The sequence below is a fragment of the Ruegeria sp. BHSC043 genome (assembly GCF_059612985.1).
Genome location: NZ_JBXWRS010000009.1, coordinates 67037 through 92790, shown reverse-complemented (window position 1 = coordinate 92790; position 25754 = coordinate 67037). Strand labels below are relative to the sequence as shown.

General features: G+C 63.4%; 27 protein-coding genes. 13 read left to right on the top strand and 14 right to left on the bottom strand.

Annotated features, from left to right (window positions below; genetic code table 11):
* Positions 1-20: 20 nt before the first annotated feature.
* A complete protein-coding gene (locus AC2FMM_RS13860; protein ID WP_496712598.1) occupies positions 21-1349 on the bottom strand; it encodes an ammonium transporter in 1329 nt (442 codons plus the stop codon).
* Positions 1350-1382: 33 nt separating this feature from the next.
* Positions 1383-1721, bottom strand: a complete 339-nt coding sequence (locus tag AC2FMM_RS13855) for a P-II family nitrogen regulator (RefSeq protein WP_093963790.1) — start codon at positions 1719-1721, stop codon at positions 1383-1385.
* Positions 1722-1976: 255 nt separating this feature from the next.
* Here AC2FMM_RS13855 and AC2FMM_RS13850 point away from each other — a divergent pair, with 255 nt between their 5' ends.
* On the top strand, positions 1977-4151 hold the full coding sequence (locus AC2FMM_RS13850) for a transglycosylase domain-containing protein (protein ID WP_496796866.1): 2175 nt from the start codon (positions 1977-1979) through the stop codon (positions 4149-4151).
* 48 nt (positions 4152-4199) lie between these two features.
* On the opposite strand, the gene leuB is transcribed toward AC2FMM_RS13850, so the two are convergent.
* From leuB to AC2FMM_RS13815, 7 genes are all read right to left on the bottom strand, one after another.
* A complete protein-coding gene (gene leuB, locus AC2FMM_RS13845) occupies positions 4200-5303 on the bottom strand; it encodes a 3-isopropylmalate dehydrogenase (protein ID WP_496796865.1) in 1104 nt (367 codons plus the stop codon).
* Positions 5304-5433: 130 nt separating this feature from the next.
* Positions 5434-6492: an endonuclease/exonuclease/phosphatase family protein gene (locus tag AC2FMM_RS13840; protein WP_496796864.1), complete on the bottom strand. Its 1059-nt coding sequence runs from the start codon at positions 6490-6492 to the stop codon at positions 5434-5436.
* Positions 6489-7319 (bottom strand): hypothetical protein, encoded by an 831-nt coding sequence (locus AC2FMM_RS13835; RefSeq protein WP_496794952.1) that lies wholly within the window; start codon positions 7317-7319, stop codon positions 6489-6491. Before AC2FMM_RS13835 ends, AC2FMM_RS13840 begins: the two co-directional genes overlap by 4 nt.
* Before the next feature lie 328 nt (positions 7320-7647).
* A complete protein-coding gene (gene leuD, locus AC2FMM_RS13830; protein ID WP_496680533.1) occupies positions 7648-8253 on the bottom strand; it encodes a 3-isopropylmalate dehydratase small subunit in 606 nt (201 codons plus the stop codon).
* A gap of 43 nt (positions 8254-8296) precedes the next feature.
* Positions 8297-8842 (bottom strand): HdeD family acid-resistance protein, encoded by a 546-nt coding sequence (locus AC2FMM_RS13825; protein WP_496680532.1) that lies wholly within the window; start codon positions 8840-8842, stop codon positions 8297-8299.
* 38 nt (positions 8843-8880) lie between these two features.
* Positions 8881-10284 (bottom strand): 3-isopropylmalate dehydratase large subunit, encoded by a 1404-nt coding sequence (gene leuC / locus AC2FMM_RS13820; RefSeq protein WP_496687458.1) that lies wholly within the window; start codon positions 10282-10284, stop codon positions 8881-8883.
* Between the two features lie 51 nt (positions 10285-10335).
* Positions 10336-10434: an isopropylmalate isomerase gene (locus tag AC2FMM_RS13815; RefSeq protein WP_496687460.1), complete on the bottom strand. Its 99-nt coding sequence runs from the start codon at positions 10432-10434 to the stop codon at positions 10336-10338.
* A gap of 109 nt (positions 10435-10543) precedes the next feature.
* Here AC2FMM_RS13815 and AC2FMM_RS13810 point away from each other — a divergent pair, with 109 nt between their 5' ends.
* From AC2FMM_RS13810 to AC2FMM_RS13795, 4 genes are all read left to right on the top strand, one after another.
* Positions 10544-11905: a mechanosensitive ion channel family protein gene (locus AC2FMM_RS13810; protein WP_496796863.1), complete on the top strand. Its 1362-nt coding sequence runs from the start codon at positions 10544-10546 to the stop codon at positions 11903-11905.
* A 164-nt stretch (positions 11906-12069) separates the two neighbouring features.
* Positions 12070-12429, top strand: a complete 360-nt coding sequence (gene rsfS / locus AC2FMM_RS13805) for a ribosome silencing factor (protein ID WP_149775947.1) — start codon at positions 12070-12072, stop codon at positions 12427-12429.
* 44 nt (positions 12430-12473) lie between these two features.
* The gene (rlmH, locus tag AC2FMM_RS13800; protein WP_496680528.1) at positions 12474-12944 is read left to right on the top strand and encodes a 23S rRNA (pseudouridine(1915)-N(3))-methyltransferase RlmH; all 471 of its coding nucleotides are present in this window, start codon (positions 12474-12476) and stop codon (positions 12942-12944) included.
* A 5-nt stretch (positions 12945-12949) separates the two neighbouring features.
* Complete coding sequence (locus AC2FMM_RS13795) at positions 12950-13435, top strand: flavodoxin family protein (RefSeq protein ID WP_496687465.1); 486 nt, start codon at positions 12950-12952, stop codon at positions 13433-13435.
* Positions 13436-13438: 3 nt separating this feature from the next.
* Here AC2FMM_RS13795 and AC2FMM_RS13790 read toward each other — a convergent pair whose 3' ends face one another.
* Entirely contained in the window at positions 13439-13786 is a 348-nt protein-coding gene (locus AC2FMM_RS13790; protein WP_496796862.1) for a hypothetical protein, read from the bottom strand.
* Between the two features lie 35 nt (positions 13787-13821).
* Positions 13822-14532, bottom strand: a complete 711-nt coding sequence (locus AC2FMM_RS13785) for a DUF599 domain-containing protein (protein ID WP_496680525.1) — start codon at positions 14530-14532, stop codon at positions 13822-13824.
* Positions 14533-14613: 81 nt separating this feature from the next.
* On the opposite strand from AC2FMM_RS13785, the gene AC2FMM_RS13780 reads away from it, so the two are divergent.
* The 6 genes from AC2FMM_RS13780 (at position 14614) to AC2FMM_RS13755 (ending at position 20831) form a co-directional block, all read left to right on the top strand.
* Entirely contained in the window at positions 14614-16062 is a 1449-nt protein-coding gene (locus AC2FMM_RS13780; protein ID WP_496796861.1) for an FAD-linked oxidase C-terminal domain-containing protein, read from the top strand.
* A 25-nt stretch (positions 16063-16087) separates the two neighbouring features.
* Entirely contained in the window at positions 16088-17188 is a 1101-nt protein-coding gene (locus AC2FMM_RS13775; RefSeq protein ID WP_496796860.1) for an FAD-binding protein, read from the top strand.
* A 4-nt stretch (positions 17189-17192) separates the two neighbouring features.
* Positions 17193-18515: a glycolate oxidase subunit GlcF gene (glcF, locus tag AC2FMM_RS13770; protein ID WP_496680521.1), complete on the top strand. Its 1323-nt coding sequence runs from the start codon at positions 17193-17195 to the stop codon at positions 18513-18515.
* A 120-nt stretch (positions 18516-18635) separates the two neighbouring features.
* On the top strand, positions 18636-19427 hold the full coding sequence (locus tag AC2FMM_RS13765) for a trypsin-like serine peptidase (RefSeq protein WP_496796859.1): 792 nt from the start codon (positions 18636-18638) through the stop codon (positions 19425-19427).
* Complete coding sequence (locus tag AC2FMM_RS13760; RefSeq protein ID WP_496796858.1) at positions 19424-20242, top strand: trypsin-like serine peptidase; 819 nt, start codon at positions 19424-19426, stop codon at positions 20240-20242. The genes AC2FMM_RS13765 and AC2FMM_RS13760 overlap by 4 nt, the downstream gene beginning before the upstream one ends.
* Positions 20243-20363: 121 nt before the next feature.
* On the top strand, positions 20364-20831 hold the full coding sequence (locus AC2FMM_RS13755) for an Hsp20 family protein (RefSeq protein WP_005979400.1): 468 nt from the start codon (positions 20364-20366) through the stop codon (positions 20829-20831).
* 137 nt (positions 20832-20968) lie between these two features.
* Here AC2FMM_RS13755 and AC2FMM_RS13750 read toward each other — a convergent pair whose 3' ends face one another.
* The gene (locus AC2FMM_RS13750; RefSeq protein WP_496796887.1) at positions 20969-22444 is read right to left on the bottom strand and encodes an NAD-dependent succinate-semialdehyde dehydrogenase; all 1476 of its coding nucleotides are present in this window, start codon (positions 22442-22444) and stop codon (positions 20969-20971) included.
* Positions 22445-22684: 240 nt separating this feature from the next.
* On the opposite strand from AC2FMM_RS13750, the gene AC2FMM_RS13745 reads away from it, so the two are divergent.
* Complete coding sequence (locus tag AC2FMM_RS13745) at positions 22685-22951, top strand: hypothetical protein (protein WP_496680516.1); 267 nt, start codon at positions 22685-22687, stop codon at positions 22949-22951.
* Between the two features lie 10 nt (positions 22952-22961).
* Positions 22962-23606, top strand: coding sequence for a DUF1523 family protein (locus tag AC2FMM_RS13740; protein WP_496712725.1), 645 nt, complete (start codon positions 22962-22964; stop codon positions 23604-23606).
* A 48-nt stretch (positions 23607-23654) separates the two neighbouring features.
* Here AC2FMM_RS13740 and AC2FMM_RS13735 read toward each other — a convergent pair whose 3' ends face one another.
* Both AC2FMM_RS13735 and AC2FMM_RS13730 read right to left on the bottom strand, forming a co-directional pair.
* The gene (locus AC2FMM_RS13735; RefSeq protein ID WP_496712727.1) at positions 23655-24749 is read right to left on the bottom strand and encodes a flagellar basal body P-ring protein FlgI; all 1095 of its coding nucleotides are present in this window, start codon (positions 24747-24749) and stop codon (positions 23655-23657) included.
* On the bottom strand, positions 24746-25753 hold the full coding sequence (locus AC2FMM_RS13730; RefSeq protein ID WP_496796857.1) for a flagellin: 1008 nt from the start codon (positions 25751-25753) through the stop codon (positions 24746-24748). Before AC2FMM_RS13730 ends, AC2FMM_RS13735 begins: the two co-directional genes overlap by 4 nt.
* Position 25754: the final 1 nt, after the last annotated feature.

Sequence of the window (25754 nt, the reverse complement as noted above, 5' to 3'; positions counted from 1 at the left end):
TTGTTTGGTTTGAAAAGGGCTCAGCCCTTCGAGAACTCGGGATAGGCTTCCATGCCCAGCTCGCCCATGTCGAGGCCGTTGATCTCTTCTTCCTCGCCGACCCGCAGGCCGACGGTGGCCTTGAGGATCGAGAACAGGATGAAGCTCACCACGAAGACAAAGATCCCGATGGCCGCAAAGCCGATGATCTGGGTCACGAAGGATGCGTCGCCATTGGTCCAGGCCACGATGAAGGTGCCCCAGAAGCCCGCGATCAGGTGAACCGGGATGGCGCCGACCACGTCGTCGATCTTCATCTTGTCCAACAGCGGCACGGTGTAGACCACGATCACGCCACCGATACCGCCGATGATCAGTGCCTGGAACAGCGACGGTGCCAGCGGTTCCGCGGTGATCGAGACCAGCCCGGCCAGCGCGCCGTTCAGCACCATGGTCAGGTCGACCTTGCCATACAACACCTGGGTCAGGATCAGGGCAGCGACGGCGCCGGCGGCTGCGGCCATGTTGGTGTTGGCGAAGATGCGGCTGATGTCAGCCATGTCGCCGATCGTGCCCATGGCCAGCTGCGAGCCGCCATTGAAACCGAACCAGCCCAGCCACAGGATGAACGTACCCAGGGTGGCAAGCGCCAGGTTCGACCCGGGGATCGGAACGACCTTTCCGTCCTTGCTGTACTTGCCGATCCGGGGACCCAACACGATCGCACCGGCCAGTGCGGCAAAGCCACCTGCGGCATGCACAAGGGTCGAGCCTGCGAAATCGCTGAAGCCCATTTCGGACAGCCAGCCGCCGCCCCACTGCCACGAGGCTTCGATCGGGTAGATGACACCGGTCAGGACGATCACGAAGATGAAGAAGGGCCACAGCTTGACCCGCTCGGCCATGGTGCCCGACACGATCGAGGCGGTGGTGGCGCAGAACATCAGCTGGAAGAAGAAGTCCGAACCGACCGACGCATAGGACAGATCGGTTTCGACGCCTTCAAGGCCGACCGGTTCCAACGAGGTGGGCGAGAAGGCACCCAGAATGCCGGTGATGGTCCAGCCGTCGCCCGGATACATCAGGTTGAAGCCGACCAGCCAGTACATGATGGCTGCAAAAGAAAACAGGCCAATGTTCTTGACCAACTGCATGGCCACGTTTTTGGAGCGCACCAGACCGGCCTCGAGCATGGCAAAGCCCGCGGCCATCCAGAACACTAGGAAGCCGCCCATCAGGAACAGCAGCGAAGTCAGGATATATTGCGTATGCTGCGCGGTTTCGCCGGTTGCGGCGGTCTCCTGCGCCAGGCCCATCTGCGGCAGCGCGACGATCGCGGCGGCAGGGATGAGTGATTTCATCAGGTTCATGTTCAGTCCTCGAATGATTGTCGGTGGCGGCGCTCAGAGCGCCTCTTCGTTGAGTTCCCCGGTCCGCACGCGCAGGGCCTGCTCGACATCGAGGACAAAAATCTTGCCGTCGCCGATCTTGCCGGTCTTGGCGGTTTTGGTGATGGTCTCGACGATCTGGTCTGTCATCGCGGCAGGCACCACGATTTCCAGCTTGATCTTGGGCACGAAGTTCACCGCGTATTCGGCACCCCGATAGATTTCGGTGTGACCGGATTGCGAGCCGAAGCCCTTGATCTCAGTCACCATCATGCCGCGCACGCCCGCCTCGGTCAGTGCCTCGCGCACCTCCTCGAGCTTGAACGGCTTGATTGTCGCAATGATCAGTTTCACGTCTTTCCCCTCTTCTGTTCCGGTGGGTCCGGCTTTGCACCTGCAGAAAAAGAGCCCGACATGGCCGCTCAAGGAACGATTTCGGCAAAAAGACGCTGGGGAAGAGGGTCAAAGTTGCACATTTTTTGCACAAAATATGTGAAGTGATCAAAAAACAGGCAAATTTGAGAGGGAAATTGCTGCTATTTCACACCTCTACATGGGCGCGACAGCACGGTATGGTGCCACAAAAGCAAAAACGGGCAGAGTTTGAGCATGACTGAGTCCAAGCGTCGAAAACCGCTGGTGGCGGACAAACGGTATCCGTCCGGAGGCCGCAAGACCGCGTCTACCAAGCGGTCGGCGAAACCGGCGGGCAAGAAGGCGACGGCGCGCAAGACCACAACGCGCAAAACCCGGCGCAAGCGTTCGGGTGGCGGGCAAGGCGGTTTCTTTCGCCGGCTGTTCCGATGGATCGGACGGCTGATCTGGGGCCTGACCTGGCGCGTGGGGGCGGTGGTGGCGCTGTTGATTGCGCTGGCGGTCGGCGTCGTCTACAGCACGTTGCCCGAGGTCGATGCCCTGCTGGACGGGCGCGCGCGTGGGTCGGTCACCCTGCTGGACCGCGACGGCAAGGTCTTCGCTTGGCGGGGTGATCAGTTCGGCGGCGTCATCACCGCCGATACCGTGTCACCCCATCTGAAGAACGCGGTCATCGCCACCGAGGACAAGCGGTTCTATCGTCACTTCGGCATCAGCCCGCGCGGCATCGCCAGCGCGGTTAGGATCAACCTGTCGGAAGGGCGCGGGCCGCTGTCGGGGCATGGTGGGTCCACCATCACCCAGCAAACGGCCAAGCTGCTGTGTCTGGGTGTCCCGTATGATCCGAGCCAGTGGGAGTCGGAAGCGGCGTATGAGGCTGACTGCCGCCAGGGGTCGCTGTGGCGCAAGGCTAAGGAAGCGATCTACGCGATGGCGATGGAGGTCAAGTATTCCAAGGACGAGATCCTGACCATCTATCTGAACCGGGCATTTCTTGGGGCCGGCGCACGCGGGTTCGAGGCGGCCAGCCAGCGCTATTTTGGCAAGTCCGCGGCCGAGGTCGACGCGGCCGAGGCGGCGATGCTGGCGGGGCTGTTGGTGGCGCCCACGCGCTATGCGCCCACCAACAACCTGCAGCGCTCGCAGGACCGGGCCAAGGTGGTGATCAGCCTGATGGAGGATCAGGGTTACCTGACCACGTCACAGGCAACCGCGGCGCGCAACAACCCGGCCGAGCTGTCCGAGGCCGCCGCCGCGCGCGCTGGCGGTTATTTTGCCGACTGGGTCATGGCCAGCGGCCCCGAGTTCTTTACCCGCAACACCACCGAGGACGTGGTGATCAAAACCACGCTGGACCAGCGGATCCAGCAGGCGGCCGAGGCGGCGCTGAAACAGGTGTTCGACGAAAAGGTCAGCGAAGGGTCGAAGGCGCAGGCCGCGATCGTGGTGATGTCGGCCGATGGTGCGGTCCGGGCCATGGTGGGCGGGCGCAAGACCAAGGTGTCGGGCGCGTTCAACCGCGCGACGCAGGCGCTGCGCCAGACCGGGTCCTCGTTCAAACCCTTCGTCTATGCCACCGCGCTGGAGCTTGGCTACTCACCGCTGGCCACGGTGGTGGACGAGCCCTATTGCATCGACATCCCGGGGTCCGGCCAGTGGTGCCCCAAGAACTATACCAACAAGTTCTACGGTCGCGTTACGCTGGCGGATGCGCTCAAGAACTCGCTGAACATTCCGGCCGTCAAGGTGGCCGAGGTGGCCGGGCTGGACAATGTGCGCACGGTGGCCAGTGGCTTCGGCATCCAAAGCGATCTGGCGGCGGGTCCTGCGCTGGCGCTGGGCGCGTCGGAAAGCACGCTGATCGAGATGACCGGCGCCTATGCGGGTATCCTGAACGGGGGCTCGGCGGTGGAACCCTATGGCCTGACCGAGCTGAAGCTGCTGGGCGATGACACGCCGGTGATGGTGACGACGACCGGGATCGGCGAACGGGTGATCCGCGACGAGGCCGCCAAACAGCTGATCTGGATGATGGAGCGGGTGGTGTCCGAAGGCACCGGTCAGCGGGCCAAGCTGCCCGGATGGCAGGTGGCGGGCAAAACGGGTACGACCCAGGCCGCGCGGGATGCGTGGTTCATCGGCTTCACTGCCGATTACGTGGCCGGCGTCTGGATGGGCTATGACGACAACACGCCCCTGAAAGGGGTCACCGGCGGCGGGCTGCCGGCCGAGATCTGGCGGGAAACCATGCTGCGCGTGACCGAGGGCATGACCCCCACGCCCCTGCCGATGCTGGCGCCGGCGGCTCCGGTTCAGACCACGCAGCAATCCCAGCCCCGCCGCAGACAGCAGGGCAGTTTCGCGCGGGCGGTCGACAATCTGTTGAAGGATATCTTCGGCGGCAACTAGGCCGCGGATGATCGGACGGGCGGCGCGCGGCGCCGCCCGGATCAAAGCTCAAAGGCTGGCCTCCAGCGCGGCGACGATCGCGTCGCCCATCTCGGTGGTCGACACCGGCTGCACGCCCTCTTCGGCCAGCAGATCGGCGGTACGGGCACCATCGGCCAGCACCTTCTCGATGGCGGCTTCCAGACGGTCGGCCTCGGCCCCCTGATCGAAGGAATAGCGCAGCGCCATGGCAAAGCTCAGGATGCAGGCGATCGGGTTGGCCTTGCCCTGCCCGGCAATGTCGGGGGCCGAGCCGTGGACGGGCTCGTACAACGCCTTGGGCCGGCCGTTGGCCATGGGCGCCCCCAGCGAGGCCGAAGGCAGCATGCCCAGCGACCCGGTCAGCATCGCCGCGCAGTCCGAAAGGATGTCGCCGAACAGGTTGTCGGTCAGGATCACGTCGAACTGCTTGGGCGCGCGCACCAGCTGCATGGCGCCGTTGTCGGCATACATGTGGCTCAGCTCGACCTCGGGGTAATCCTTGCCCACGCGGATCACCACCTCGCGCCACAGGATGCCCGATTCCATCACGTTGGCCTTTTCCATCGAGCACAGCTTCTTGTTGCGGCGCATCGCCAGCTCAAAAGCCGAACGCGCGACCCGCTCGATCTCGGATTCGGTGTAGCGCTGGGTGTTGATGCCCACGCGTTCATTGCCTTCCTCGAAGATGCCGCGCGGCTCGCCGAAATAGACGCCCGAGGTCAACTCGCGCACGATCATGATGTCGAGGCCGGCGACCACGTCCTTTTTCAGCGACGAGAAATCGGCCAGCGCTTCAAAGCACTGGGCCGGGCGCAGGTTCGAGTACAGGTCCATCTCCTTGCGCAGGCGCAGCAGGCCGCGCTCGGGCTTCACGCTGAAATCCAGATCGTCGTATTTCGGGCCGCCTACGGCGCCCAGCAGAACCGCGTCGACCTCTTGCGCCTTGGCCATCGTCTCATCCGCCAGAGGAACGCCGTGCTTGTCATAGGCGGCACCGCCGACCAGATCCTCGCTCACGTCGAATTTCAGATCGCGCCTGGCGCCGAACCAGTCGATGATCTTGCGCACTTCGGTCATCACTTCGGGGCCGATTCCGTCTCCGGGCAGGATGAGGAGCGAGGGGTTGGACATGAGCGGTCTCCTTGCGTTTTTCAGAACCGGGCCTAGCGTTTGCGGGGCATATGGTCAATGAGGCGTTCCGACCGTTTTGCCCGGGTATCACGCGTCATGCGGGCGCAGGTCGGCAAGGGTGGGCGGCACGTCAGTCGGTACCGGCCTGCCGGCCCTGCGCGCCCGATCCGGTCAGGTCGACCCAGACCAGCCGGTGCCGGCTTGCCGCTCGGGCCGCGGGATGGGGCTGACCGTCCGCTCCGGTCCAGAACACGCCGGCATCTTCGACCACCCAATCCGCCGATGGCAGCACATAGTCGACGCGGCGGTCTCCGACGGTTTTCCAGGTGACGGTGGTGTCTGCGCCGGTTGCATCTGTCGGTCGCGGATCCTGAACCAACGGGTTGGTCAGCAGGGCACGCAGGGCCTCGGTGTGGCCTTCTCCGCGCTCGGGGTCCAGATTGGCATCTCCGGCGATTACGAAGCGGCGGGTCGGCGCCGGCCCCAGATCGCCCCGCAGAAGAACGGACCAGAACCGGATTTCATCGCGGTTGCGCAGGCCGTTGCGGTCCTCGGGGCCGTCAAAGACAGGCGGGGTGGCGTGGAAGGTCAAGAGGGTCAACCGGCCCTGCGGCGTATCGATCGGAACGACCCAATGCGCGGTCGAGGAGAGCCGTTGGACCGACTGCGCCTGCTGCGAGGGAAACGGGGCGCCGTCCCGGCTGGGAAGCGTTGCGTCCGGCAGATCCTTCCACAGCAGGGCCGAGTAGTCTGCGATCTGACTTTCGATGATCGGATACCGGGACAGGACGGCAATTCCCCCATTGCCGGTGAAACGCCCCCAGCCCTGCGCGTCGCCCGGCCCGCCAAGCCTGCTGTCTCCGTCCAGGTCGAGGTTGGACATCAGCCCCGAATTGGGCTGACGGGCGAACCGATAGGGATAATCCAGACCCGCAGCCGCCAGCAGATCGGTCAGCGCCGACAGGGCCAGGTTGTCGTGGTCCCAGTCCACCCCCTGCAGGGCGACGATATCCGGCGCCGTGGCTAGCAAAACATCGACGACGGCGCGGACCTGCGGTGTCTCCTTGCGGATGTCTCGCAGCATCAACCCCGGCCCATCGCGCTGCAACTCGGTGTTGAAGCTGGCCACGCGCAGGGGGTCGGCCTGGGCCGCAAAAGGCAGCAGCGCCAGAACCAGAATGCGGATCATGCGGTCTGGGTGGCCTCGGAGGTGGAATAGGCGCGCCGCTTTTCGACGATCAGCCCGGCGATTCGCAGCGTGGCGATGCCGCGCATGATTATGCTGGCGGGCAGGAAGGCCCAAGCGCTCATGGTCCAGATCAGGGTCTGCGGGTTCGCTAGCGTCAGCGGATCGATGACATTGGTCAGCAGCTTGATCAGCGCAGGGATAAGGAACGGCAGCAGGATGCCGATCGAAATGTTCAGGCGCCCGTCGCGCTGCAGGCGGGTCACCACGTCTCCGCCCTTGGTCGGGTCGAACAGGGGCAGATTGGTCCAGACGTTGAAGGCCCCGTTCCCCGTGGGCCATCCCCGGACCTTGACCGCATAGACGAAGCTGGCGATCGTCACCAGCGCCGCGACATAGGCGACGCTTGCGGTGATGCGGACCAGTTCGGTCAGCATTGCGCTGGCCTCGGTCGGCAGCATCAGGACCACCAGGCGGACCGGTGAATAGGGAAAGTCGACGACATTGGCCACGGCCAGGCCCACGGAATAGGCGGCGCTGGTCAGATCCGTTGGCGTGTAGACGTTCTTGCAGATCAGGGTCAGGACCGACACCATCGACATCAGCCCGACGAACCTCAGCCGGTTGACGGGCGGCGCGTCGCGGAACTCGATGAAGCTGGGGAAGGCCGAGTTGTATTCGGCAAAGGTCAGGATGAATGCCAGGATGGCGACAAAGACGACAACTTCGGTACCGTTGGTGGCCGAGACCGGCAGATACAGCGCGGGGGTCAGCACCAGAAGCGCTACTAAAATCCCACGAACTGCCGCCCCTGTTGTGCGTGCAATCACTATCCGAACCCTTTCCAAACCGGACCCGTCGTTTCTTTGCCGACTCAATTCCAACTTGTGCCCGCCCATTCCCAAGTGGCGGATGCCGATTGGCGCCATCATCAGCGACAAGCGGCATTTTGCTCAAGCCGATGGGCAGGAAACAGGTGATTTCAGGCAAAATGATGGCGAAACTGGTGCGGCTTTGCATCAATTGCGCCGCAGAATCGTCGCTGGCTCGTCGGGTGCGACTACATGTTGTGGTTGCTTGGCCGTCAACCCCTAAGACGCGAACGGGGCCGCCGCGGCGACCCCGTCTGGTTGAGTATCGACAGATTCGCCGCCCGCGTCACGTCCAGGGGCGGGCCTGGCTGACCTGGGATTCAAACTGGTCGATGTGGTGCGCCTTCTCCATCGTCAGGCCGATATCGTCCAAGCCGTTCAGCAGGCAGTGCTTGCGGTGCGGGTCGATGTCGAAGGTGATCTCGACCCCGTCCGAGGTGACGATCTTCTGCTCTTCGAGGTCCACGGTCATGCGGGCGTTTTCGCCCTTGTGGGCATCTTCCATCAGGATGGCATGATGCTCGTCCTCGACCACGATCGGCAAGATGCCGTTCTTGAAGCAGTTGTTAAAGAAGATGTCGGCGAAGCTGGTCGAGATGATGACCTTGATGCCGAAATCCTTGATCGCCCAAGGCGCGTGTTCGCGCGACGAGCCGCAGCCGAAATTGTCGCCGGCCACCAGGATCTCGGCGTTGCGATAGGCGGGTTTGTTCAGAACGAACTCTTCGTTCTCTCGCCCGTCATCGTGATAGCGCATCTCGTCGAACAGCACGACGCCCAGGCCCGAACGTTTGATTGTTTTCAAGTGCACTTTGGGGATGATCATATCGGTGTCGATATTGATCAGGGGCATGGGGGCGGCCACGCCGTGGACTTTTTCAAACTTTTCCATGTTCACACTCCTGCGGGAGAGGCCCGGCCCCATGCCCCGCGTTTCAAGCTTGTTTCGCTTCCGTCGTTTCGTTGCCGGCGTTCTTGACGAAGAACGCCATGAAGATCAGGCCGAACCCGTTGAACAGCATCTCGATGCCCAAAAGGATTCCCAGCAGGCTGAGCGCCAGTCCGACCGAGGCATTGGCCATGATGTAGGCGGCCAGCGCCAGGGACAGCAGGCCGGAAATGAGCGTGGGCCAGAAATACTGCGTGCCGCGCATCTGGAACGACAGGATGATCCGGGCGAGACCGCCGGCGATGAACAGGATCATCACCACCGTGGCCAGCGTCAGCACGCCCTGCAGCGGATGGGCCAGGAAGGACCAGCCCAGAAATAGCATCACGGCGCCCATGATGAAGGCCAGGATCTTGTTTCCGGTGCCTTCCACCGAGAACCCGCCCACGACCTGGAGCACGCCCGAGATCAGCAGCAGTGCGCCGGTGACCACGGTCACCGCCACCGATGCCACGATGGGCGCACCCAGAACGAATATGCCGAACACAATCGACAGCAGCCCCATCAGGAGCCATTTGACCCAATCACTCATTTCATTCTCTCCCTCAAAAAATCAATGATGAGGGAAGCTTACATCAATTCGCGCACATCTGTCAGCTTTCCAGTGATTGCTGCGGCGGCAGCCATGGCCGGGCTGAGAAGATGGGTGCGTCCGCCGCGGCCTTGACGGCCTTCGAAGTTGCGGTTCGAGGTTGCGGCGCAACGCTCACCCGGGCTCAGCTGGTCGGGGTTCATCGCCAGGCACATCGAGCAGCCCGCAAGGCGCCATTCAAAGCCGGCCTGTTTGAAGATCTCGGCAATGCCTTCCTCTTCGGCCTGCGCGCGGACGAGGCCCGAGCCGGGTACGACCATGGCGCGGATGCCGTCCTTGATCTTCTTGCCTTTCAGGATCTCGGCGGCGGCGCGCAGGTCTTCGATCCGGCCGTTGGTGCAGGAACCGATGAAGACCGTGTCGATCTCGATGTCGCTCAGCTTCTGGCCCGGCTTGAGGCCCATGTATTCGATCGAGCGGCGCGCGGCCTCGACCTTGCCGCCCTCGAAATCCTCGGGGTTGGGTACTGTGGCGGTGATCGGCAGAACGTCTTCGGGGCTGGTGCCCCAGGTGACCACGGGGGCGATGTCCTCGCCGCGAATGGTGACGACCTTGTCCCAATGGGCGTCGTCATCGGAATAGAGCGTCTTCCACCAGGCCAGAGCGGCCTCCCACTGCGCGCCCTTCGGGGCGTGCGGGCGGCCTTTGACGTATTCGAATGTCTTTTCGTCCGGCGCGATCAGGCCGGCCCGTGCGCCACCCTCGATTGCCATGTTGCAGACGGTCATACGGCCTTCCATCGACAGGTCGCGGATCGCCTCGCCGCAATATTCGATCACATAGCCGGTGCCGCCGGCGGTGCCGGTTTCGCCGATCACAGCCAGGGTGATGTCCTTGGCGGTCACGCCCGGCTGCAGTTTGCCGGTAATCTCGACCTTCATGTTCTTGGATTTCTTCTGGATCAGCGTCTGAGTGGCCAGAACATGCTCGACCTCGGACGTGCCGATGCCGTGGGCCAGCGCGCCGAACGCGCCGTGGGTGGCGGTGTGGCTGTCGCCGCAGACAACGGTCATGCCCGGCAGGGTCCAGCCCTGTTCGGGGCCCACGATGTGAACGATGCCCTGACGAATGTCATTCACCGGGTAGTAGTGAATGCCGAAATCGCGGGCGTTCTTGTCCAGCGCTTCGACCTGGATGCGCGATTCGGGGTTTTCGATCCCGTTCACGCGATCGGGTGTGGTGGGCACGTTATGGTCCGGCACGGCGATCGTTTTTTCCGGCGCACGCACCTTGCGGCCTGCCATGCGCAGGCCTTCGAAGGCCTGAGGGCTGGTCACTTCGTGCACCAGGTGGCGGTCGATATAAAGAAGGCAGGTACCATCGTCGGCTTCGTGCACGACATGGGCATCCCAGATCTTGTCATAGAGTGTTTTGGGGGACATCGGTCCTCTCCCGTCTGTATTGAGAAATGCTGGCGAGTGGCTGGGCGCCGATTATAGGCGGGCCAGAACCGTGCGGGCGGCCCCGAAGAACCGTTCACGCAGGCGCGCGCGGTCTTGCAGGTTGGGAGCAGGGGCCTGATTGAATCTCATGCGATCCAGATATATCGCGAGCGCCTGTCAATCAAGGTTCAATCCAGTGGCCGCCAATTGCCTTGCATACCGGCGCATAGCTGGTCAATCTGGCAGGCAGGAGGCGCGATTGGACAACGACTTGATCCCCCGCTCGATTTCCGAGCTGTTCGATACAATGGTCGAGGCATTCCTGCTTCAGTTCGGAGCACTGATCGAGCTGATCGTGACCCCGGGATGGCGTCAGTATCAATTGTTGATCGTGCTGCTTCTGGTGGCCGCATCCTTTGTTCTGAAGGCCGCCACACTTGGCAGATGGGAAACATGGGCAAGGGCGCGAAGCGGCTGGCCCAAATGGCGGCTACGGACTCTCGTCCAGTTCATGCGGCGCCTGACATTGGTCTATTTCGTGCTTCTGTCCTGGAGCGTCTACCTGGTGATGCAGCAGGTCACATGGCCGTCGCGAAGCTATATCATCGGCGTTCTGGCAACGCTGGCAACCGCGTGGCTGGTCATTGCGCTGCTGTCGCGTCTTGTACGCAACCGCACGATCCGGCGCATCTTTCGCTGGTCGATGTGGGTCTATGCTACGCTGGTGGCACTGAGCCTGACCGACGACGTGGCCGAGTTTCTGGACGGGGTCGCGATCACGATCGGAGAGATGCACATCTCGGTTCTCGGGATCCTCAAGGCAATCTTGCTGATTGGCACGTTGCTGGTTCTGGCTCGACTGGGCACCCGGGCGGCTGAACGGGGGCTGAAAAGCAACGACGACATCTCGCCCTCGATGCAGGTTCTGCTGGCCAAGGGCATCCAGGTGGCTCTGTACGGGCTGGTCTTTCTGGTCGGGATCCGCACGCTGGGCTTCGACCTGACCGGGATCGCGCTGCTGTCCGGCGCGGTGGGCGTGGGCATCGGTTTCGGCTTGCAGAAGGTGGTGTCGAACCTGATCTCGGGGATCATCATCCTGATGGACCGGTCGATCAAGCCGGGCGACGTGATCTCGCTGGGCGACACGTTCGGCTGGATCAACGCGCTGGGCGCTCGCTATGTCTCGGTCGTCACCCGCGACGGGCGCGAATACCTGATCCCGAACGAGGATCTGATTACCGGACAGGTGGTGAACTGGTCCCATTCCGACGAGTTCGTCCGGCTGGATCTGACCTTCGGCACCAGCTATGGCGACGATCCGCACACGGTGCGCGAGACCGCCGTGCGGACGGTGAAAACGGTCAAGCGCGTGCTGAGCGGTGGCAAGCACGAACCGGTCTGCCACATCACCGGATTCGGCGACAGCAGCGTCGACTACGTGTTGCGGTTCTGGATCCGCGACCCGACCGCCGGCCTGACCAACATCCGCGGCAATGTCTATCTGGCGTTGTGGGACGCGTTCAAGGCCGAGGGCATCTCGATCCCCTTCCCGCAGCGCGAGGTGCGCCTTCTGGGCCAGGGGCAGACCGGCGTGGTTGCGCAACAAATCGACACGGAGTGATCACGCCTGTACGCACACGGCCCGCGATTCATTGAATTGTTGCAATCGGCTTGCTACCTTATTACTACCCCGGCGCCGGGGTTTGGCGGCGCTTTATCAAGGAGGACCATGTCCTGTCTCTGCATACTCAGGCGGGTTTGCCCGCCGACGATGGGGCCACGGTGATGGCCCAGTCTCAGCCAATCAGCGAAAAGCTGCTTGAGCGCGTTCTTTCCTCTCTTTCCGACGACAAGGCCGAAGACGTCGTGCAGATCGATCTGCGCGGAAAATCCTCGGTTGCCGACTACATGGTCATCGCGTCGGGCCGGTCGACTCGACAGGTGTCGGCGATGTCGGAAAAGCTGACGGATCGCATCAAGCAGGAATTCGGGTTCACCTCGAAGGTCGAAGGCAAGGATGCCGGCGACTGGGTACTGATCGATACGGGCGATGTGATCGTCCATATCTTCCGCCCCGAAGTGCGCGAATTCTACCAGCTGGAAAAGATGTGGCTGCCTCAGGGCGGTAGCGCCTCGGCCAACTGAGGCGCCATCCCGACCCGTATTGAAGGGCCGGCGGCGAGAGCGACATGCGTATCAGCATTTGTGCGGTCGGGCGATTGCGCGCCGGACCGGAAAAAACCCTGCTTGACGACTATCTGACCCGTTTCGACCGGACCGGCCGCGGCCTGGGTTTGGGGCCTGCGCGCGTGATCGAGGTCGAAGACAAGAAGAACGCCGGTATGGGCGCCGAGGCCGCCTTGCTGCGCAAGGCGCTGCCCGGCGGGGCGGTGATCTGCACATTGGACGAGCGAGGAAAGGTGATGTCGTCACCCGATTTCGCGCAGAAGCTGGCCGGGTGGCGTGACATGGGCCGGCAGGATCTGGCCTTTGTCATCGGCGGCGCCGACGGGATCGACCCGGAGCTACGGGCCGAAGCCGATTTCTCGATCTCCTTCGGCGCGATGGTCTGGCCGCATATGCTGGTCCGGGTGATGCTGTCCGAACAACTCTATCGTGCCGCGACGATCCTGTCGGGCGGCCCGTATCATCGGGCCTGACCGCTGTGGCCCGTCTACTGATCGTCTACCATTCGCGCACCGGCGGCAGCCGACAGATGGCCGAGGCGGCCGCACAGGCGGCCAGCGCCGAGGCCGAGGTCAGCCTGAAGCCCGCCGCGCAGGCGGGGTCCGACGATCTGTTGGCGGCCGACGGATACGTCTTTTGCGCGCCCGAGAACCTGGCGGCGCTGTCAGGCGTCATGAAGGATTTCTTCGACCGCTGCTACTACCCGGTTCTGGGCAGGATCGAGGGGCGGCCCTATGCGCAGATGATCTGCGCCGGGTCCGACGGTCAGAACGCGGCGCGGCAACTGGCGCGCATCACCACCGGTTGGCGCCTGAAAGAGGTGCAGCCGCCCCTCATTGTCTGCACCCATGCCCAGACGCCCGAGGCGATATTGGCGGAAAAGACCATCCCCGAGGATGAACTGGACAAATGCCGCGAGATCGGCGCCGCGCTTGGCGCCGGGTTGTCGCTGGGCGTGTTCTGACGATTATTCCAACATCACAAGCGTGGTGTCCGCGTTCCAGCCATCGACACTGCACCGGGCCTGCACCTGAACCTGGCTCGCGCCTTCGGGGATCGCGACTCCGCCCAGCGACCGGGTAAAGGGCTGCTCGGTCTCGTGCGGGTGATGCAGCACTCGCATCCCCAACTCGGTCCCGTCCATTGCCAGAACGCGCCAGCCATCGGCATAGTGGTCCCACCCGGTATCGGGATGGCGGATAGTCACGTCGAATCGCCAGGTCTCGCCCGTGCGCGTCGCGGTGACATTTTCGACCGTCGGCGGGTCGGCGAGGGCCGGGGCGGCCAGAAACAGGCAGAGGATCAGGTGTCGCATCTCGCCAGTCTAGGGTCTGATCGGGCGGGGCGCGATCACGTCTGCGTGTCCGGCGGCAGGCTCAGCAGGATCGCGCGGGAATGCGAGGCAAACTCGCGCCGGTACAGGACTCCCAGCGTCAGAAGCGTGCCGATGATCAGCGCGATCGGGCCCAGGATCCAGGCCAGCGAAGCCAGCGCGAAATAGGTGGCGCGCAGGGCGCGGTTGAAGCTGCGCGCGGCGGTCACGCAGATCTCGGCCGCCTGCGCCGCGCGGGGATAGGCCTGCGGATCCTCGGGGTCGTTCGGCACCGCCGCCATCAGCACCGCGCAGTAGCCGAACAGCCGGTGCGCCCAGACGTATTTCAGAAAGGCATTCGACAAAAACAGCAGCACGGTCAGGATCTTGACCTCCCACACCATGGCCGGTGCGCTGCCTATCGCCAGATCCTTGGCGACGCCCGACAGCCGCTCGGTATTGCCCAGAAGGGCCAGCCCGCCCCCGATGGCGATCATTGTGGTCGAGGCAAAGAACGTGCTGCCCTGACGCATCGTGCCCACGACCTGGGCGTCGAACATGCGGGGCTGGCGGGTCACCATTTCGCGCATCCAGCAGCGGCGGAATTCGTCCATCATCACCGCGACCGAGCGTTTGCCGGGCGCGGGGTTCTCGATCCGCCAGCCGATCCATTGCCACGCGATCAGCAACAACAGGACGGCGGCATAGTCCAGGGGCGAAAACAGCAGGGCGCGGTCGGTCAATGTCATGGCGCGACAGTACGTCCGACGAAGGCAACTTGCCAGATGCGGAAATTGGTAATATTATTTTACCAAACTGGAGGACCCGCCATGGACATGCCAAAGCCCAACCTCGACGTTCTGGCCCGCAAGGCTAACGTGCTTGCCCGTCTGCGGCAGGTCCTGCCCGAAGACGCCATCATCGCGGACCCGGCCGAAACCCGCGCCTATGAGTGCGACGCCCTGACCGCCTACAAATGCGCGCCGATGATCGCGGTTCTGCCGTCCTCGACGCAGGAGGTCTCGGACATTCTGCGCATCTGCCATGACGAAGGCGTGCCGGTCGTGCCGCGCGGGGCCGGGACCTCGCTGGCCGGTGGGGCGCTGCCCACCGCCGATTGCGTGATCCTGGGCGTGGCCCGCATGAACGAGGTGCTCGAGGTCGACTATGACAACCGCTTCATCCGCGTGCAGACCGGCCGCACCAATCTGAGCGTCACCGGCGCGGTCGAAGAGGAGGATTTCTTCTATGCGCCCGATCCGTCGTCGCAGCTGGCCTGCGCCATCGCGGGTAATATCGCGATGAACTCGGGCGGCGCGCATTGCCTGAAATACGGCGTGACCACCAACAACCTGCTGGGCGTGACCATGGTCCTGATGGATGGCCGCGTGGTCGAGATCGGCGGCGCGCATCTGGATTGCGGCGGGCTGGACCTGTTGGGCGTGATCTGCGGCTCGGAAGGGCAGCTGGGGGTCGTCACCGAGGCGACGCTGCGCATCCTGCGCAAGCCCGAGGGCGCGTGCCCGGTCCTGATGGGTTTTGATGACAATGCGGTGGCGGGCGAATGCGTTTCGGACATTATCAAGTCGGGTATCCTGCCCGTGGCGATCGAGTTCATGGACCGGCTGTGCATCGAGGCCTGCGAGAACTTTGCCCATGCCGGCTATCCGAACTGCGAGGCGCTGCTGATCGTCGAGGTCGAAGGCTCGGACGCCGAGATTGACAGCCAGTTGGCCAAGATCATCGAGATCGCCAAACGCCACAACCCGGTCGAGCTGCGCGAAAGCCAGTCGGCCGAGGAAAGCGCCCGCATCTGGCTGGGCCGGAAATCGGCCTTTGGCGCGATGGGGCAGATCAACGACTATATGTGCCTGGACGGCACGATCCCGGTGTCGGCCCTGCCGGACGTGCTGCGCCGCATCGGTGAACTGAGCAATGAGTTTGGCCTACCCGTGGGCAATGTTTTCCATGCCGGCGACGGCAACATGCACCCGTTGATCCTGTTCGATGCGAACAAGCCCGGCGATCTGGAAAAATGCGAGGCCTTCGGGGCCGAGATCCTGAAACTGTGCGTGGATGCCGGCGGCTGCCTGACCGGCGAGCATGGGGTGGGCATCGAGAAGCGCGACCTGATGCATCATCAATACGCGCCTCAGGACCTTGAGGCGCAAATGGCCGTCAAGGACGTGTTCGACCCGAAATGGCTGCTGAACCCCGCCAAGGTGTTCCCGCTGGATGCCAGCGCGGCCCGACGCGTCGTGCCGATGGCGGCGGAATGAATACCAAGACAGAACGGACCCCGCAATGAGACCTGAATCAGAGTCTGAACTGGCCGAAATCGTGACCGGCCTGAACGAACCGATACGCGTTCTCGGTGGCGGCACGCGCGGTGTGACCAGCCCCGACCGGGTGCTGGGCACCGAGGGGCTGCGCGGGATCACCCTGTACGAGCCCGGGGCGCTGACGCTTGTGGCGAAGGCCGGAACGCCGCTGGCCGAGATCGAGGCGGCATTGGAGGCCGAAGGCCAGCAGCTGGCTTTCGAGCCGATGGACCATCGCGGCCTGCTGGGGTCCTCGGGCGCGCCCACGATCGGCGGTGTCGTGGCCGCCAACGTCTCGGGGTCGCGCCGGATCCAGGCCGGGGCTTGCCGCGATTTCCTGTTGGGCGTCCGCTTTGTCGACGGGCGAGGGCAGATCATCAAGAATGGCGGCCGGGTGATGAAGAACGTCACCGGCTATGACCTGGTCAAGCTGATGGCCGGGTCCTGGGGCACGCTGGGCGTGCTGACCGAGGTGTCGCTGAAGGTGCTGCCCAAACACGAGGCCAGCGCGACGCTGGCTGTACCCGCTAAGGACGCCGCGACTGCGGTTCGCATCCTGTCTGAGGCGCTGAAATCACCCTTTGAGGTCACCGGAGCAGCCTATGATCCGCAGCAGCAGCGCGCCTTGATCCGGATCGAGGGGTTTGCGGAATCGGTCTCGTATCGCACCGGGCGCCTGCAGGACCTGCTGGGCCAGTTCGGCGCGGTTGATTTGGTCGAGCCATCGGCTGAGCTGTGGCAGAGGATCCGCGATGCGGTCGATTTTGCCGACACGCCAGGCGATGTCTGGCGGATCTCGGTCAAACCCGGGGATGCGCCCGAAATCGCCGCGCGGGCCGAGGCCGACCGGACCTTGTTCGACTGGGGCGGGGGGCTGATCTGGGCGCTGGTGCCCGCAGGCACCGACCTGCGCGCGCGCATCGGCGCGTTTTCCGGCCACGCCACGCTGGTGCGGGCCGGGGCCGATACTTTTGCCCGGCTAGGCCGGTTTCAGCCGGAACCGCAGGGCATTGCGGCTCTGACACAGGGGATTCGACAGAAATTCGACCCGCGCGGCGTGTTCAACCCCGGGCTGATGGGATAGGGCGATGCAGACCACATTCACCGAAGACCAGTTGAAAGACCCCGGCACCCGTCGCGCAAACGAGATTTTGCGCAACTGCGTGCATTGCGGGTTCTGCACCGCCACCTGCCCGACCTATCAGGTGTTGGGCGACGAATTGGACAGCCCCCGCGGGCGCATCTACCTGATCAAGGACATGCTGGAAAACGAGCGTGTGCCGGATGAAAAGACCGTCAAGCATATCGATCGCTGCCTGTCCTGCCTGGCCTGCATGACGACCTGCCCGTCGGGCGTGCATTACATGCATCTGGTCGATCACGCCCGCGAATATATCGAAAACCGGTACAAGCGACCCTTCTCGGACCGGGCGTTGCGGTGGGTTCTGGCACGGATCCTGCCCTATCCGATGCGGTTTCGATGGGCGCTGATCGGGGCCAAGCTAGGGCGGCCGTTCCGCTTTCTGATGCCCGACGCGCGCCTGAAGGCGATGCTGGACATGGCGCCGAAACACATCCCGCCGGTCAGCCGCAATGACGACCCCCAAAGCTTTGCGCCCAAGGGGCAGGCGATCAAACGCGTGGCTCTGATGACGGGCTGTGCGCAAAAGGCGCTGAACACCGACATCAACGATGCCACGATCCGCCTGCTGACCCGGCTGGGCTGTGAGGTCGTTGTGGCCGAGGGTGCCGGCTGCTGCGGGGCGTTGACCCATCACATGGGCAAGACCCGCGAAAGCCATGACACCGCCGCCGCCAATATCCGCGCCTGGACGCGCGAGATGGATGGCAAGGGATTGGATGCGATCGTCATCAACACCTCGGGCTGCGGCACCACCGTCAAGGATTACGGGCACATGTTCCGCAACGACCCGCTGGCCGAGGACGCGGCGCGGGTGTCGGGCATTGCCATGGATGTCAGCGAAATCCTGATGCAGCTGGACTTGCCGCAGGGCGACGACAAGGGGCTGACGGTGGCCTATCACGCGGCCTGCTCGCTGCAACACGGGCAGCAGATCAAAACCTATCCCAAGGATCTGCTGAAAAAGGCGGGGTTCACGGTGGTCGAACCCGCCGACAGCCACCTGTGCTGTGGCAGCGCGGGCACCTACAACCTGATGCAGCCCGAGATCTCGGCCAAGCTGAAACAGCGCAAGGTGCGCACGTTGGAGGCCAAGAACCCCGATCTGATCGCGGCCGGGAACATCGGTTGCATGATGCAGATCGGGTCGGGCACCCGACTGCCCATCGTGCACACGGTCGAGCTGTTGGACTGGGCCACGGGCGGGCCTCGGCCTCCCGCGCTGAACCGGGCCGGACAGCCTGCGGATACGGTGCCGATCCTGCGGTGAGCGGGCCTGGTGCGTCGGCGCATCAGTCGATGGAGGAATCGCCGTGGCTCGGCCCTGCCCTATTTTCGCCAAACGCGGCGCGTACCACCATGGCCCGAAACCAAACAGCCGGAGAACCGCGTGCGCAGATGGATAAGGGCGATTGCGCTGTGTGTCTTGCCGATGGCGGCCATGGCGCAGGATACCGGGCTGCAAAGCCTCGAGACCTCGGAGGCGGGGCGCGACTGGATGGCGGTCGGGCGGCTGGACATCGACGGCACCGGGTTCTGCACCGGTGCGCTGATTTCCCCGACTCTTGTCCTGACTGCGGCGCATTGCCTGTTCGACAAGGCCACGCGCCAACGTATCGACCCGTCGCGAATCGAGTTTCTGGCCGGTTGGCGGCGGGGACGGGCCTCGGCCTATCGTGCGGCGCGGCAGGCGGTAATCCACCCCGATTATGACTATGACGGCAGGGCCACCGTCACCCGTGTGCGCCATGACATCGCGCTGATCGAGCTGTGGCAGCCCATCCGCAACACCGCTGTCATTCCGTTCGAGACCGGCTATCGCCCGTCGCGCGGCGAGGACGTCGGTGTCGTGTCCTATGCGCATGACCGGGCCGAGGCCCCCTCGCTGCAGGAGGTCTGCTCGGTCATGGCGCGGCAATCCGGGGTTCTGGTGATGTCCTGCGATGTGGATTTCGGCGCCTCGGGGGCGCCGATCTTTTCCTTCTCGGGCGATCACCCACGCATCGTGTCGGTCGTTTCAGCCAAGGCCGAACTGGAAGGAAAGCGCGTGGCGCTGGGCACGGCGTTGGAAGAATCGCTCGAGGTATTGCAGGCCGAACTGTCCGCAGGGCGGGGCTTTGGCCTGTCAGGCAGCGCGTCGGGTGCGGGCAAGAACCTGGGCGCAAGGTTCGTGCGGCCATGATCGGGGCGATTTTCAGGGCAGCGCTTTGCCTGGGTGTCCTGGCAGGCGCCGCGCTGGCCCAGGACAGCGGCAAACGCCGCCTGACCGACCGCGACGACCTGTACGGCTGGGAGGCGATCGGGCGACTGGATATCGGAACCCGGTCGTTCTGCACCGGAACCTTGATCGCGCAGGATCTGGTGCTGACCGCAGCCCACTGCGCGATGGACCGAACCACCGGACAGCCCTATGCGCCGGGCGAGGTCACGTTTCGCGCGGGCCTCAGCAATGGCCACGCGCTGGCCGAACGCAAGGTGGTGCAGATCGCCGCGCATCCCGATTACGACCCCAAGGCGGGCCTGTCGCCGGAAAGCGTGCGCGCCGACGTGGCCCTGATGCGGCTGGAAGAGCCCATCCCCTATGGCATCGCCAACCCCTTTGCCCTGCACAGCGGCCGGGTGGCCGGAAACGAGATCAGCATCGCATCCTATGGCCGGGGCCGGTCCGAGGCGATCACGCGCGAGCGGTTCTGCCGGATCCTCGAGCGGCGGCAGGGCCTGATCACCTTCAACTGCGACATCACCTTCGGATCGTCCGGGTCGGCCATTCTGGCCCGCAACGGGCCGCGCTGGCAGATCCTGTCGGTCGTTTCGGCCGTGGGCAACGACGGTCGAGGCAAGGTCGGCTTTGGAATGGAGTTGTCGGGGATCGTGACGGACCTGAAGGCGATCCTGCGGCGTGATGCGCCGCAGCCCAAGGCATCGATCAAGCGGCTGCAGGTCGGCTCGGGCAAATCCGACTCGGGCGCGAAATTCATCCGCCCGGGCGGGTCTTGAACCGCGCCGAACCGCTTCCCATCTCATGTCTGGCGGGCCGCCATATCGGGGCCCGTTGAACATCACCGCCCGTCCGGATGGAGGGCAAATCGTAGATCGCTCTGACATGAGGATGACGACAATGCGCAGTTTTGATTTTGCACCGTTGCATCGTGCAACCATCGGCTTTGATCAGATCGCCGATATCATGGACCGGGTTCTGACCAGCGAAGTGTCACAACCCAGCTATCCCCCCTACAACATCGAAAAGACCGATGCCGACACCTATCGCATCTCGCTGGCCGTCGCCGGTTTTGGCGAAGATGACCTATCGGTCGAAGTGAAGGAAAACGCGTTGGTCGTGGCCGGCAAGAAGGCCGCTGACGACAAGGAGCGTACCTATCTGCACCGTGGCATCGCCACCCGTGCCTTCGAACGCCGTTTCGCCTTGGCCGATCATGTCCGCGTAACCGGCGCCAGCCTGGAAAACGGCATGCTGCATATCGACCTGAAACGCGAGGTGCCGGAGGCGCTGAAGCCGCGCCGGATCGCGATCACCTCGGCCAAGGCCATCGAAAAGGACGTGGTCGACGCCAAGCCCGTGAACTGAGGCGGCAACCGACCGATCCGATAATCGCTTCCTCCCTCGATTATCGCCAGCCCCGCGTTCCTTCGGAGCGTGGGGTTTTTCGATTGTCGGAAGAAAAAGGGCGCCGCCGGGCGCCCTTCGTGTCATGGCCGGTTCGGTCAGACCGCCATGCAGATATATTTCATCTCGAGATATTCGTCGATGCCGTGATGGCTGCCTTCACGGCCCAGGCCGGATTGCTTGACGCCGCCGAACGGCCCCAGTTCCGAGCTGATGATACCGGTGTTGATGCCGACGATGCCGTATTCCAGCGCCTCGGCCACCTTGTACACGCGGCTCAGATCCTTGGCGTAGAAATACGAGGCGAGGCCGAAGATCGTGTCATTGGCCATCGCGATCACCTCGTCCTCGTCCTCGAATTTGAACAGGGGCGCCAGCGGGCCAAAGGTCTCTTCCTGCGCGACCTTCATGTCCTGGGTCACGTTGGTGATGATCGTGGGCTGAAAGAAGGTGCCGCCCAGATCGTGCGGCAGGCCACCGGTCAGGATCGCGCCGCCATTGGCCTTGGCGTCGGCGATGTGCTCCTGCACCTTTGCCACCGCCTCGTCGCTGATCAGCGGACCGGTCGTTGTTCCTTCGGACAGGCCGTCGCCGATTTTCAATGCCTCGACCGCGGCCTTGAGCTTGGCGGCAAAGGCGTCATAGACACCGGCCTGCACATAGATGCGGTTGGCGCAGACGCAGGTCTGGCCGTTGTTGCGGAACTTGCATAGCATCGCGCCTTCGACGGCGGCATCCAGATCGGCGTCGTCGAACACGATGAACGGTGCGTTGCCGCCCAGTTCCATCGAGCATTTCATGACCTGGTCCGCGGCCTGGCGCAGCAGGATCCGGCCCACCTCGGTCGAGCCGGTAAAGGTCAGCTTGCGCACACCGGGGTTCTCGCAGAACTCCTTGCCGATCTCGCTGGCCTGCGTCGAGGGGACCACGTTGAACACGCCCGCCGGAATGCCGGCCTGTTCGGCCAGCAGCGCCAGCACCAGCGCCGACAGGGGCGTTTCGGTGGCTGGGCGCGCGACAAAGGCGCAGCCGGCGGCCAGTGCCGGGCCTGCCTTGCGTGTTATCATCGCGTTGGGGAAGTTCCACGGCGTGATCGAGGCCGCCACCCCGATCGGCTGTTTCAGCACCATGATCCGTTTGTCGCGCTGATGGCCGGGGATGGTCTCGCCATAGACCCGCTTGGCCTCTTCGCCGAAGAATTCGATGAAAGAAGCGCCATAGGCGATCTCGCCCACCGCCTCGGCCAGAGGTTTGCCCTGTTCGGCGGTCAGGATCTTGCCAAGGTCCTCGGCGTTTTCCATCATCAGGTCGAACCACCGGCGCAGGATCGCGGCGCGTTCCTTGCCGGTCAGCTTGGCCCATTCCTTCTGTGCCGCCTCGGCCTGGGCGATTGCGCCAGCCACTTGGGCGCGGCTGACATCCGCGACTTCGGCGATCACGTCGCCGCGGGCAGGGTTGGTGACAACAAAGGTACCGTGGTCACCATCGACCCATTGACCGCCGATATAGGCCTTGGTGACCAGAAGGTCGGGGTTCTTCAACAGCGATTTCAGGTCGGTCGTGGTGTCCAGCATGGGGCGGTCTCCGGCGCAGGTATAGGGTTTGCGCATACCCAAACAGGTGGCGCTGGTCATGTCTAGCGCCACCGGCACGAGTCGATCAATCCAGATTTGATCAAAAATACGAATTCAGTGCGGCGTGCGGAACCGCGAAATGCGGTGGACAATTCCGGATCGGGTGCTGCACAGTTCTTTCGGGAACCGAGGGGACAGGCGGCCTGGTGTCGGCACGGTTTGCGGGCGGGAAAGGGTGAAATGATCGGAGCTTTGCGCCTGTTTGTCGGTCTACTCGTGGTACAGACGATTGCTTATACGGTGCTGTCGCTATATGCGCGACGGGCCCGTCGACGCAAGCTTGAGGAAAGGTGGGACGAAAAGGGAAAGACGGGCGGCAAGGAGGCTTTCGTCGAACGTGGACTGAGGGCCTATGACAGGTCTTTCCGCCGCAAATTGATCCTCGGCGTCTATATTGTACCCTGGGTCGCCATCGCTGCCGTAATCTATGTCGTGAACTACTTGTGAGGTCTTGGGAATGGTCTATGCCAAATGGGCAATCATCGTGGTTTTTTGGGCCACTGTCGGCGCCATTCTTCACTATGCCCTGCCGCAGCATGACATCGTGCGCATCGTGAACACCTATGAAGAGCGGCAGGATCTGAACGATTGGACACGCATGTTCTGGTCCGAGCCAGAGGATCAATCTACCAACCTCTCGAGCAGGGATGTCCAGTTCATTCAGGCCGTGCGGGCGAACGGCAGGCCGATCGTCTACCGAAATGAGGACACCGGGTGGGGGTGGCCGCCCTATTTCAAGTTCGATACCGCGAACCTGTATACCGAAGCCAATGATGCGATTTCTTCAAAGGACGATCCGGAATGGGTCGTCGTGACCCACTACGGATGGCGGAACGAGTTTCTTACGATCTTTCCGAATGCCATCTCGATCAAAGATGTCGAAGGCCCCGACGTGCGGATCATCCCCTGGTTCAACATTGTCTTCCTGACAGTCTTCTTTGGCCTCGTTTGGGCAATCTGGGTACGCTGGCGGCGGTTCCGCGAAGCGCGGATAGACCCTTTGCTTGAGCAAGCCGAGGATGGGCTTTACGCCGTGGGCGACGCAATCGAGGAACGGCGTTCCGGCCTGCGTCGCTGGTGGGAGGGACGGAAATCGAAATAGGGTTCGATCAGTCCAGCGGTGTCGGCGCGACAGGAAAACCGACAGAGTTCATCTGACGACGAATTCGGCATGGAGCGCGCCCGCGGCCTTGATCGTTTTCAGAATGTCGATCATGTCGCGCGGTGAAACGCCCAGTGCATTGAGGCCCGCGACCACCTCGGACAGGGTCGTGGCCTCTGGTATCTCGGCCAAGCTAGTGCCTTCCTCTTCCTCAAGCCCGGCAACGGTGCGCGGAACCACGACCGTCTGACCCTCGGCGAAGGGGTTGGGTTGAACGACAATCGGGGCCTCCTCGACCCGCAAGGTCAGGTTGCCCTGCGAGACGGCAACACGTGAAATGCGGACATCCTGCCCCATAACGATGGTTCCCGAACGCTGGTCCACGACAACCCGGGCCTTGGACTCGGGCTCGATCAGGATGTTTTCGATCTGACCGATCGCATGGGCAGTCGATGCCGCCCGTGTTTCGGCGATGCTCAGCTCGACGGTGCCGGAATCGCGCATGATCGCGACCGGGCGGTTGAACTCGCGGTTGATCGCCGCCTCGATGCGGCCGGCGGTCGTGAAGTCCGGCTCGCGAAGAGCAAGGCGCAGTTGCGTCAGGCCCGAGAGCTGGAAGTCGATTTCGCGTTCGACCCGGGCACCCGAGGGTATCACACCCGACGTCGGCACTCCCCGGGTGACGGATGCGGCCTCGCCCTCGGCCACGGCCCCACCGGCCAGCACCGTCCCCTGGGCCACCGCGTAGATCTGTCCGTCGGCGGCGTTCAGCGGGGTCATCACAAGGGTCCCGCCCAAAAGGCTTTTGGAATCGCCAATGGCCGAAACCGTGACATCGATCTGGCTTCCGACTCGCGAAAACGGGGGCAGTGTCGCGGTCACCAGAACCGCGGCCACGTTCTTTGGCCGAAAATCCTCGCCATTTACGTTGACGCCCAACCGTTCGAGAATGTTTGACATGATCTCTTCGGTGAACGGGGAATTGCGCAACCCGTCACCGGTGCCGTTCAGCCCGACGACCAGGCCGTACCCCACCAGATCGTTGCCGCGCACTCCATCGAAATCGACCAGATCCTTGAGGCGCACGGCACCCGAGAATGCAACGGAAGGAAGCAGCATCAAAACAAAAGCCAGGATTCTCATCTCAGGAAGTTCACCAGTGAAAGGTTTGAATTGCGGACGGTGACCGAATAGAGGCTCTCGAGCTGGAACTGGACGGTCTGCAACTTGGCGGCAGTTTCGTAAGGGTCCGCCGCCACGATTTCGTTTCTGGCGTACTCGAAACTGGTCTTGGCGGCCGAGTTGCGCGTCGCGGCTTGTTCGATCCGGGCCTCGACCGCGCCGACCTGGGCACGCATCGTCGTCGTATCGTCTTTTGCGTTGGCCAGATCGACCCCAAGTTCAGTGAACAAGGCGGTCTGCAGGGTCGGTGGCCAACCCAGGCTGGGATCCGAGGCCAACGCTGCCACCGCAACATCGCGCAAGGCATCGCGCATGGCTGGATCGTTTGCCGTAAACGGCAATTCGACCCTCTCGGTTTCCGAGACCTGCATCGGCGCCAATGTCGCATTCGACCCGCGGTACATGACCGCTTCGAAGCCGACTGGATCGTTGAACCAGGTCTGGGCGGCCTGGCGAATGTCGGCCAGAGTTGTCAAGCCGGCCAGTTGCGTGCGCAGCGCGCTCAGAAGGGTTTCGGCTGATTCCAGCGGCGTCGCGTCCGTGGCGGTGCCGGCGAACAGGCTGCGCCCCCCGGCCCGCGTATTTAGCGCCGAGATCATGCTGTCCAGCTCATTGCGCGCCTGATCCGCGGCCTGGGCATGCGTCACGGCTTGGTTCGACGTGCCGAACGCCAGAAGAGACCCGGATACTTCGCCCAGCGAATCGCTGAATGTCGATAGGCTCTGCTGCATTGCGTCCGAGAACAGGCGGGCCTCGGAGGTGGCAATCGAGAAAGCGCCCAGCTGCGCGATCTTCCGGTCCAGATCCAGAAGGTGAGAATAGTCTCCGCCGAGCCGGCCGGAAACATCCGCCACTTGGCCGGTAGACATTTCATAAGACAGCGTTTCAATCTGCGACTTGATCTCGGTGCTGCGGGTCCTTAGGGTCAGGCCGCGCGCCAGATCGCCGATGGCATTCAATGTCATG

Bases quoted from the DNA above. Each gene is read 5' to 3' on its own strand.
- AC2FMM_RS13860 (WP_496712598.1), bottom strand. From the start codon at position 1,349: ATGAACCTGATGAAATCACTCATCCCTGCCGCCGCGATCGTCGCGCTG.
- AC2FMM_RS13850 (WP_496796866.1), top strand. From the start codon at position 1,977: ATGACTGAGTCCAAGCGTCGAAAACCGCTGGTGGCGGACAAACGGTAT.
- leuB (WP_496796865.1), bottom strand. From the start codon at position 5,303: ATGTCCAACCCCTCGCTCCTCATCCTGCCCGGAGACGGAATCGGCCCC.
- AC2FMM_RS13840 (WP_496796864.1), bottom strand. From the start codon at position 6,492: ATGATCCGCATTCTGGTTCTGGCGCTGCTGCCTTTTGCGGCCCAGGCC.
- leuD (WP_496680533.1), bottom strand. From the start codon at position 8,253: ATGGAAAAGTTTGAAAAAGTCCACGGCGTGGCCGCCCCCATGCCCCTG.
- AC2FMM_RS13825 (WP_496680532.1), bottom strand. From the start codon at position 8,842: ATGAGTGATTGGGTCAAATGGCTCCTGATGGGGCTGCTGTCGATTGTG.
- leuC (WP_496687458.1), bottom strand. From the start codon at position 10,284: ATGTCCCCCAAAACACTCTATGACAAGATCTGGGATGCCCATGTCGTG.
- AC2FMM_RS13815 (WP_496687460.1), bottom strand. From the start codon at position 10,434: ATGAGATTCAATCAGGCCCCTGCTCCCAACCTGCAAGACCGCGCGCGC.
- rsfS (WP_149775947.1), top strand. From the start codon at position 12,070: ATGGCCCAGTCTCAGCCAATCAGCGAAAAGCTGCTTGAGCGCGTTCTT.
- rlmH (WP_496680528.1), top strand. From the start codon at position 12,474: ATGCGTATCAGCATTTGTGCGGTCGGGCGATTGCGCGCCGGACCGGAA.
- AC2FMM_RS13790 (WP_496796862.1), bottom strand. From the start codon at position 13,786: ATGCGACACCTGATCCTCTGCCTGTTTCTGGCCGCCCCGGCCCTCGCC.
- AC2FMM_RS13785 (WP_496680525.1), bottom strand. From the start codon at position 14,532: ATGACATTGACCGACCGCGCCCTGCTGTTTTCGCCCCTGGACTATGCC.
- AC2FMM_RS13780 (WP_496796861.1), top strand. From the start codon at position 14,614: ATGGACATGCCAAAGCCCAACCTCGACGTTCTGGCCCGCAAGGCTAAC.
- AC2FMM_RS13775 (WP_496796860.1), top strand. From the start codon at position 16,088: ATGAGACCTGAATCAGAGTCTGAACTGGCCGAAATCGTGACCGGCCTG.
- glcF (WP_496680521.1), top strand. From the start codon at position 17,193: ATGCAGACCACATTCACCGAAGACCAGTTGAAAGACCCCGGCACCCGT.
- AC2FMM_RS13760 (WP_496796858.1), top strand. From the start codon at position 19,424: ATGATCGGGGCGATTTTCAGGGCAGCGCTTTGCCTGGGTGTCCTGGCA.
- AC2FMM_RS13755 (WP_005979400.1), top strand. From the start codon at position 20,364: ATGCGCAGTTTTGATTTTGCACCGTTGCATCGTGCAACCATCGGCTTT.
- AC2FMM_RS13750 (WP_496796887.1), bottom strand. From the start codon at position 22,444: ATGCTGGACACCACGACCGACCTGAAATCGCTGTTGAAGAACCCCGAC.
- AC2FMM_RS13745 (WP_496680516.1), top strand. From the start codon at position 22,685: ATGATCGGAGCTTTGCGCCTGTTTGTCGGTCTACTCGTGGTACAGACG.
- AC2FMM_RS13740 (WP_496712725.1), top strand. From the start codon at position 22,962: ATGGTCTATGCCAAATGGGCAATCATCGTGGTTTTTTGGGCCACTGTC.
- AC2FMM_RS13735 (WP_496712727.1), bottom strand. From the start codon at position 24,749: ATGAGAATCCTGGCTTTTGTTTTGATGCTGCTTCCTTCCGTTGCATTC.
- AC2FMM_RS13730 (WP_496796857.1), bottom strand. From the start codon at position 25,753: ATGACATTGAATGCCATCGGCGATCTGGCGCGCGGCCTGACCCTAAGG.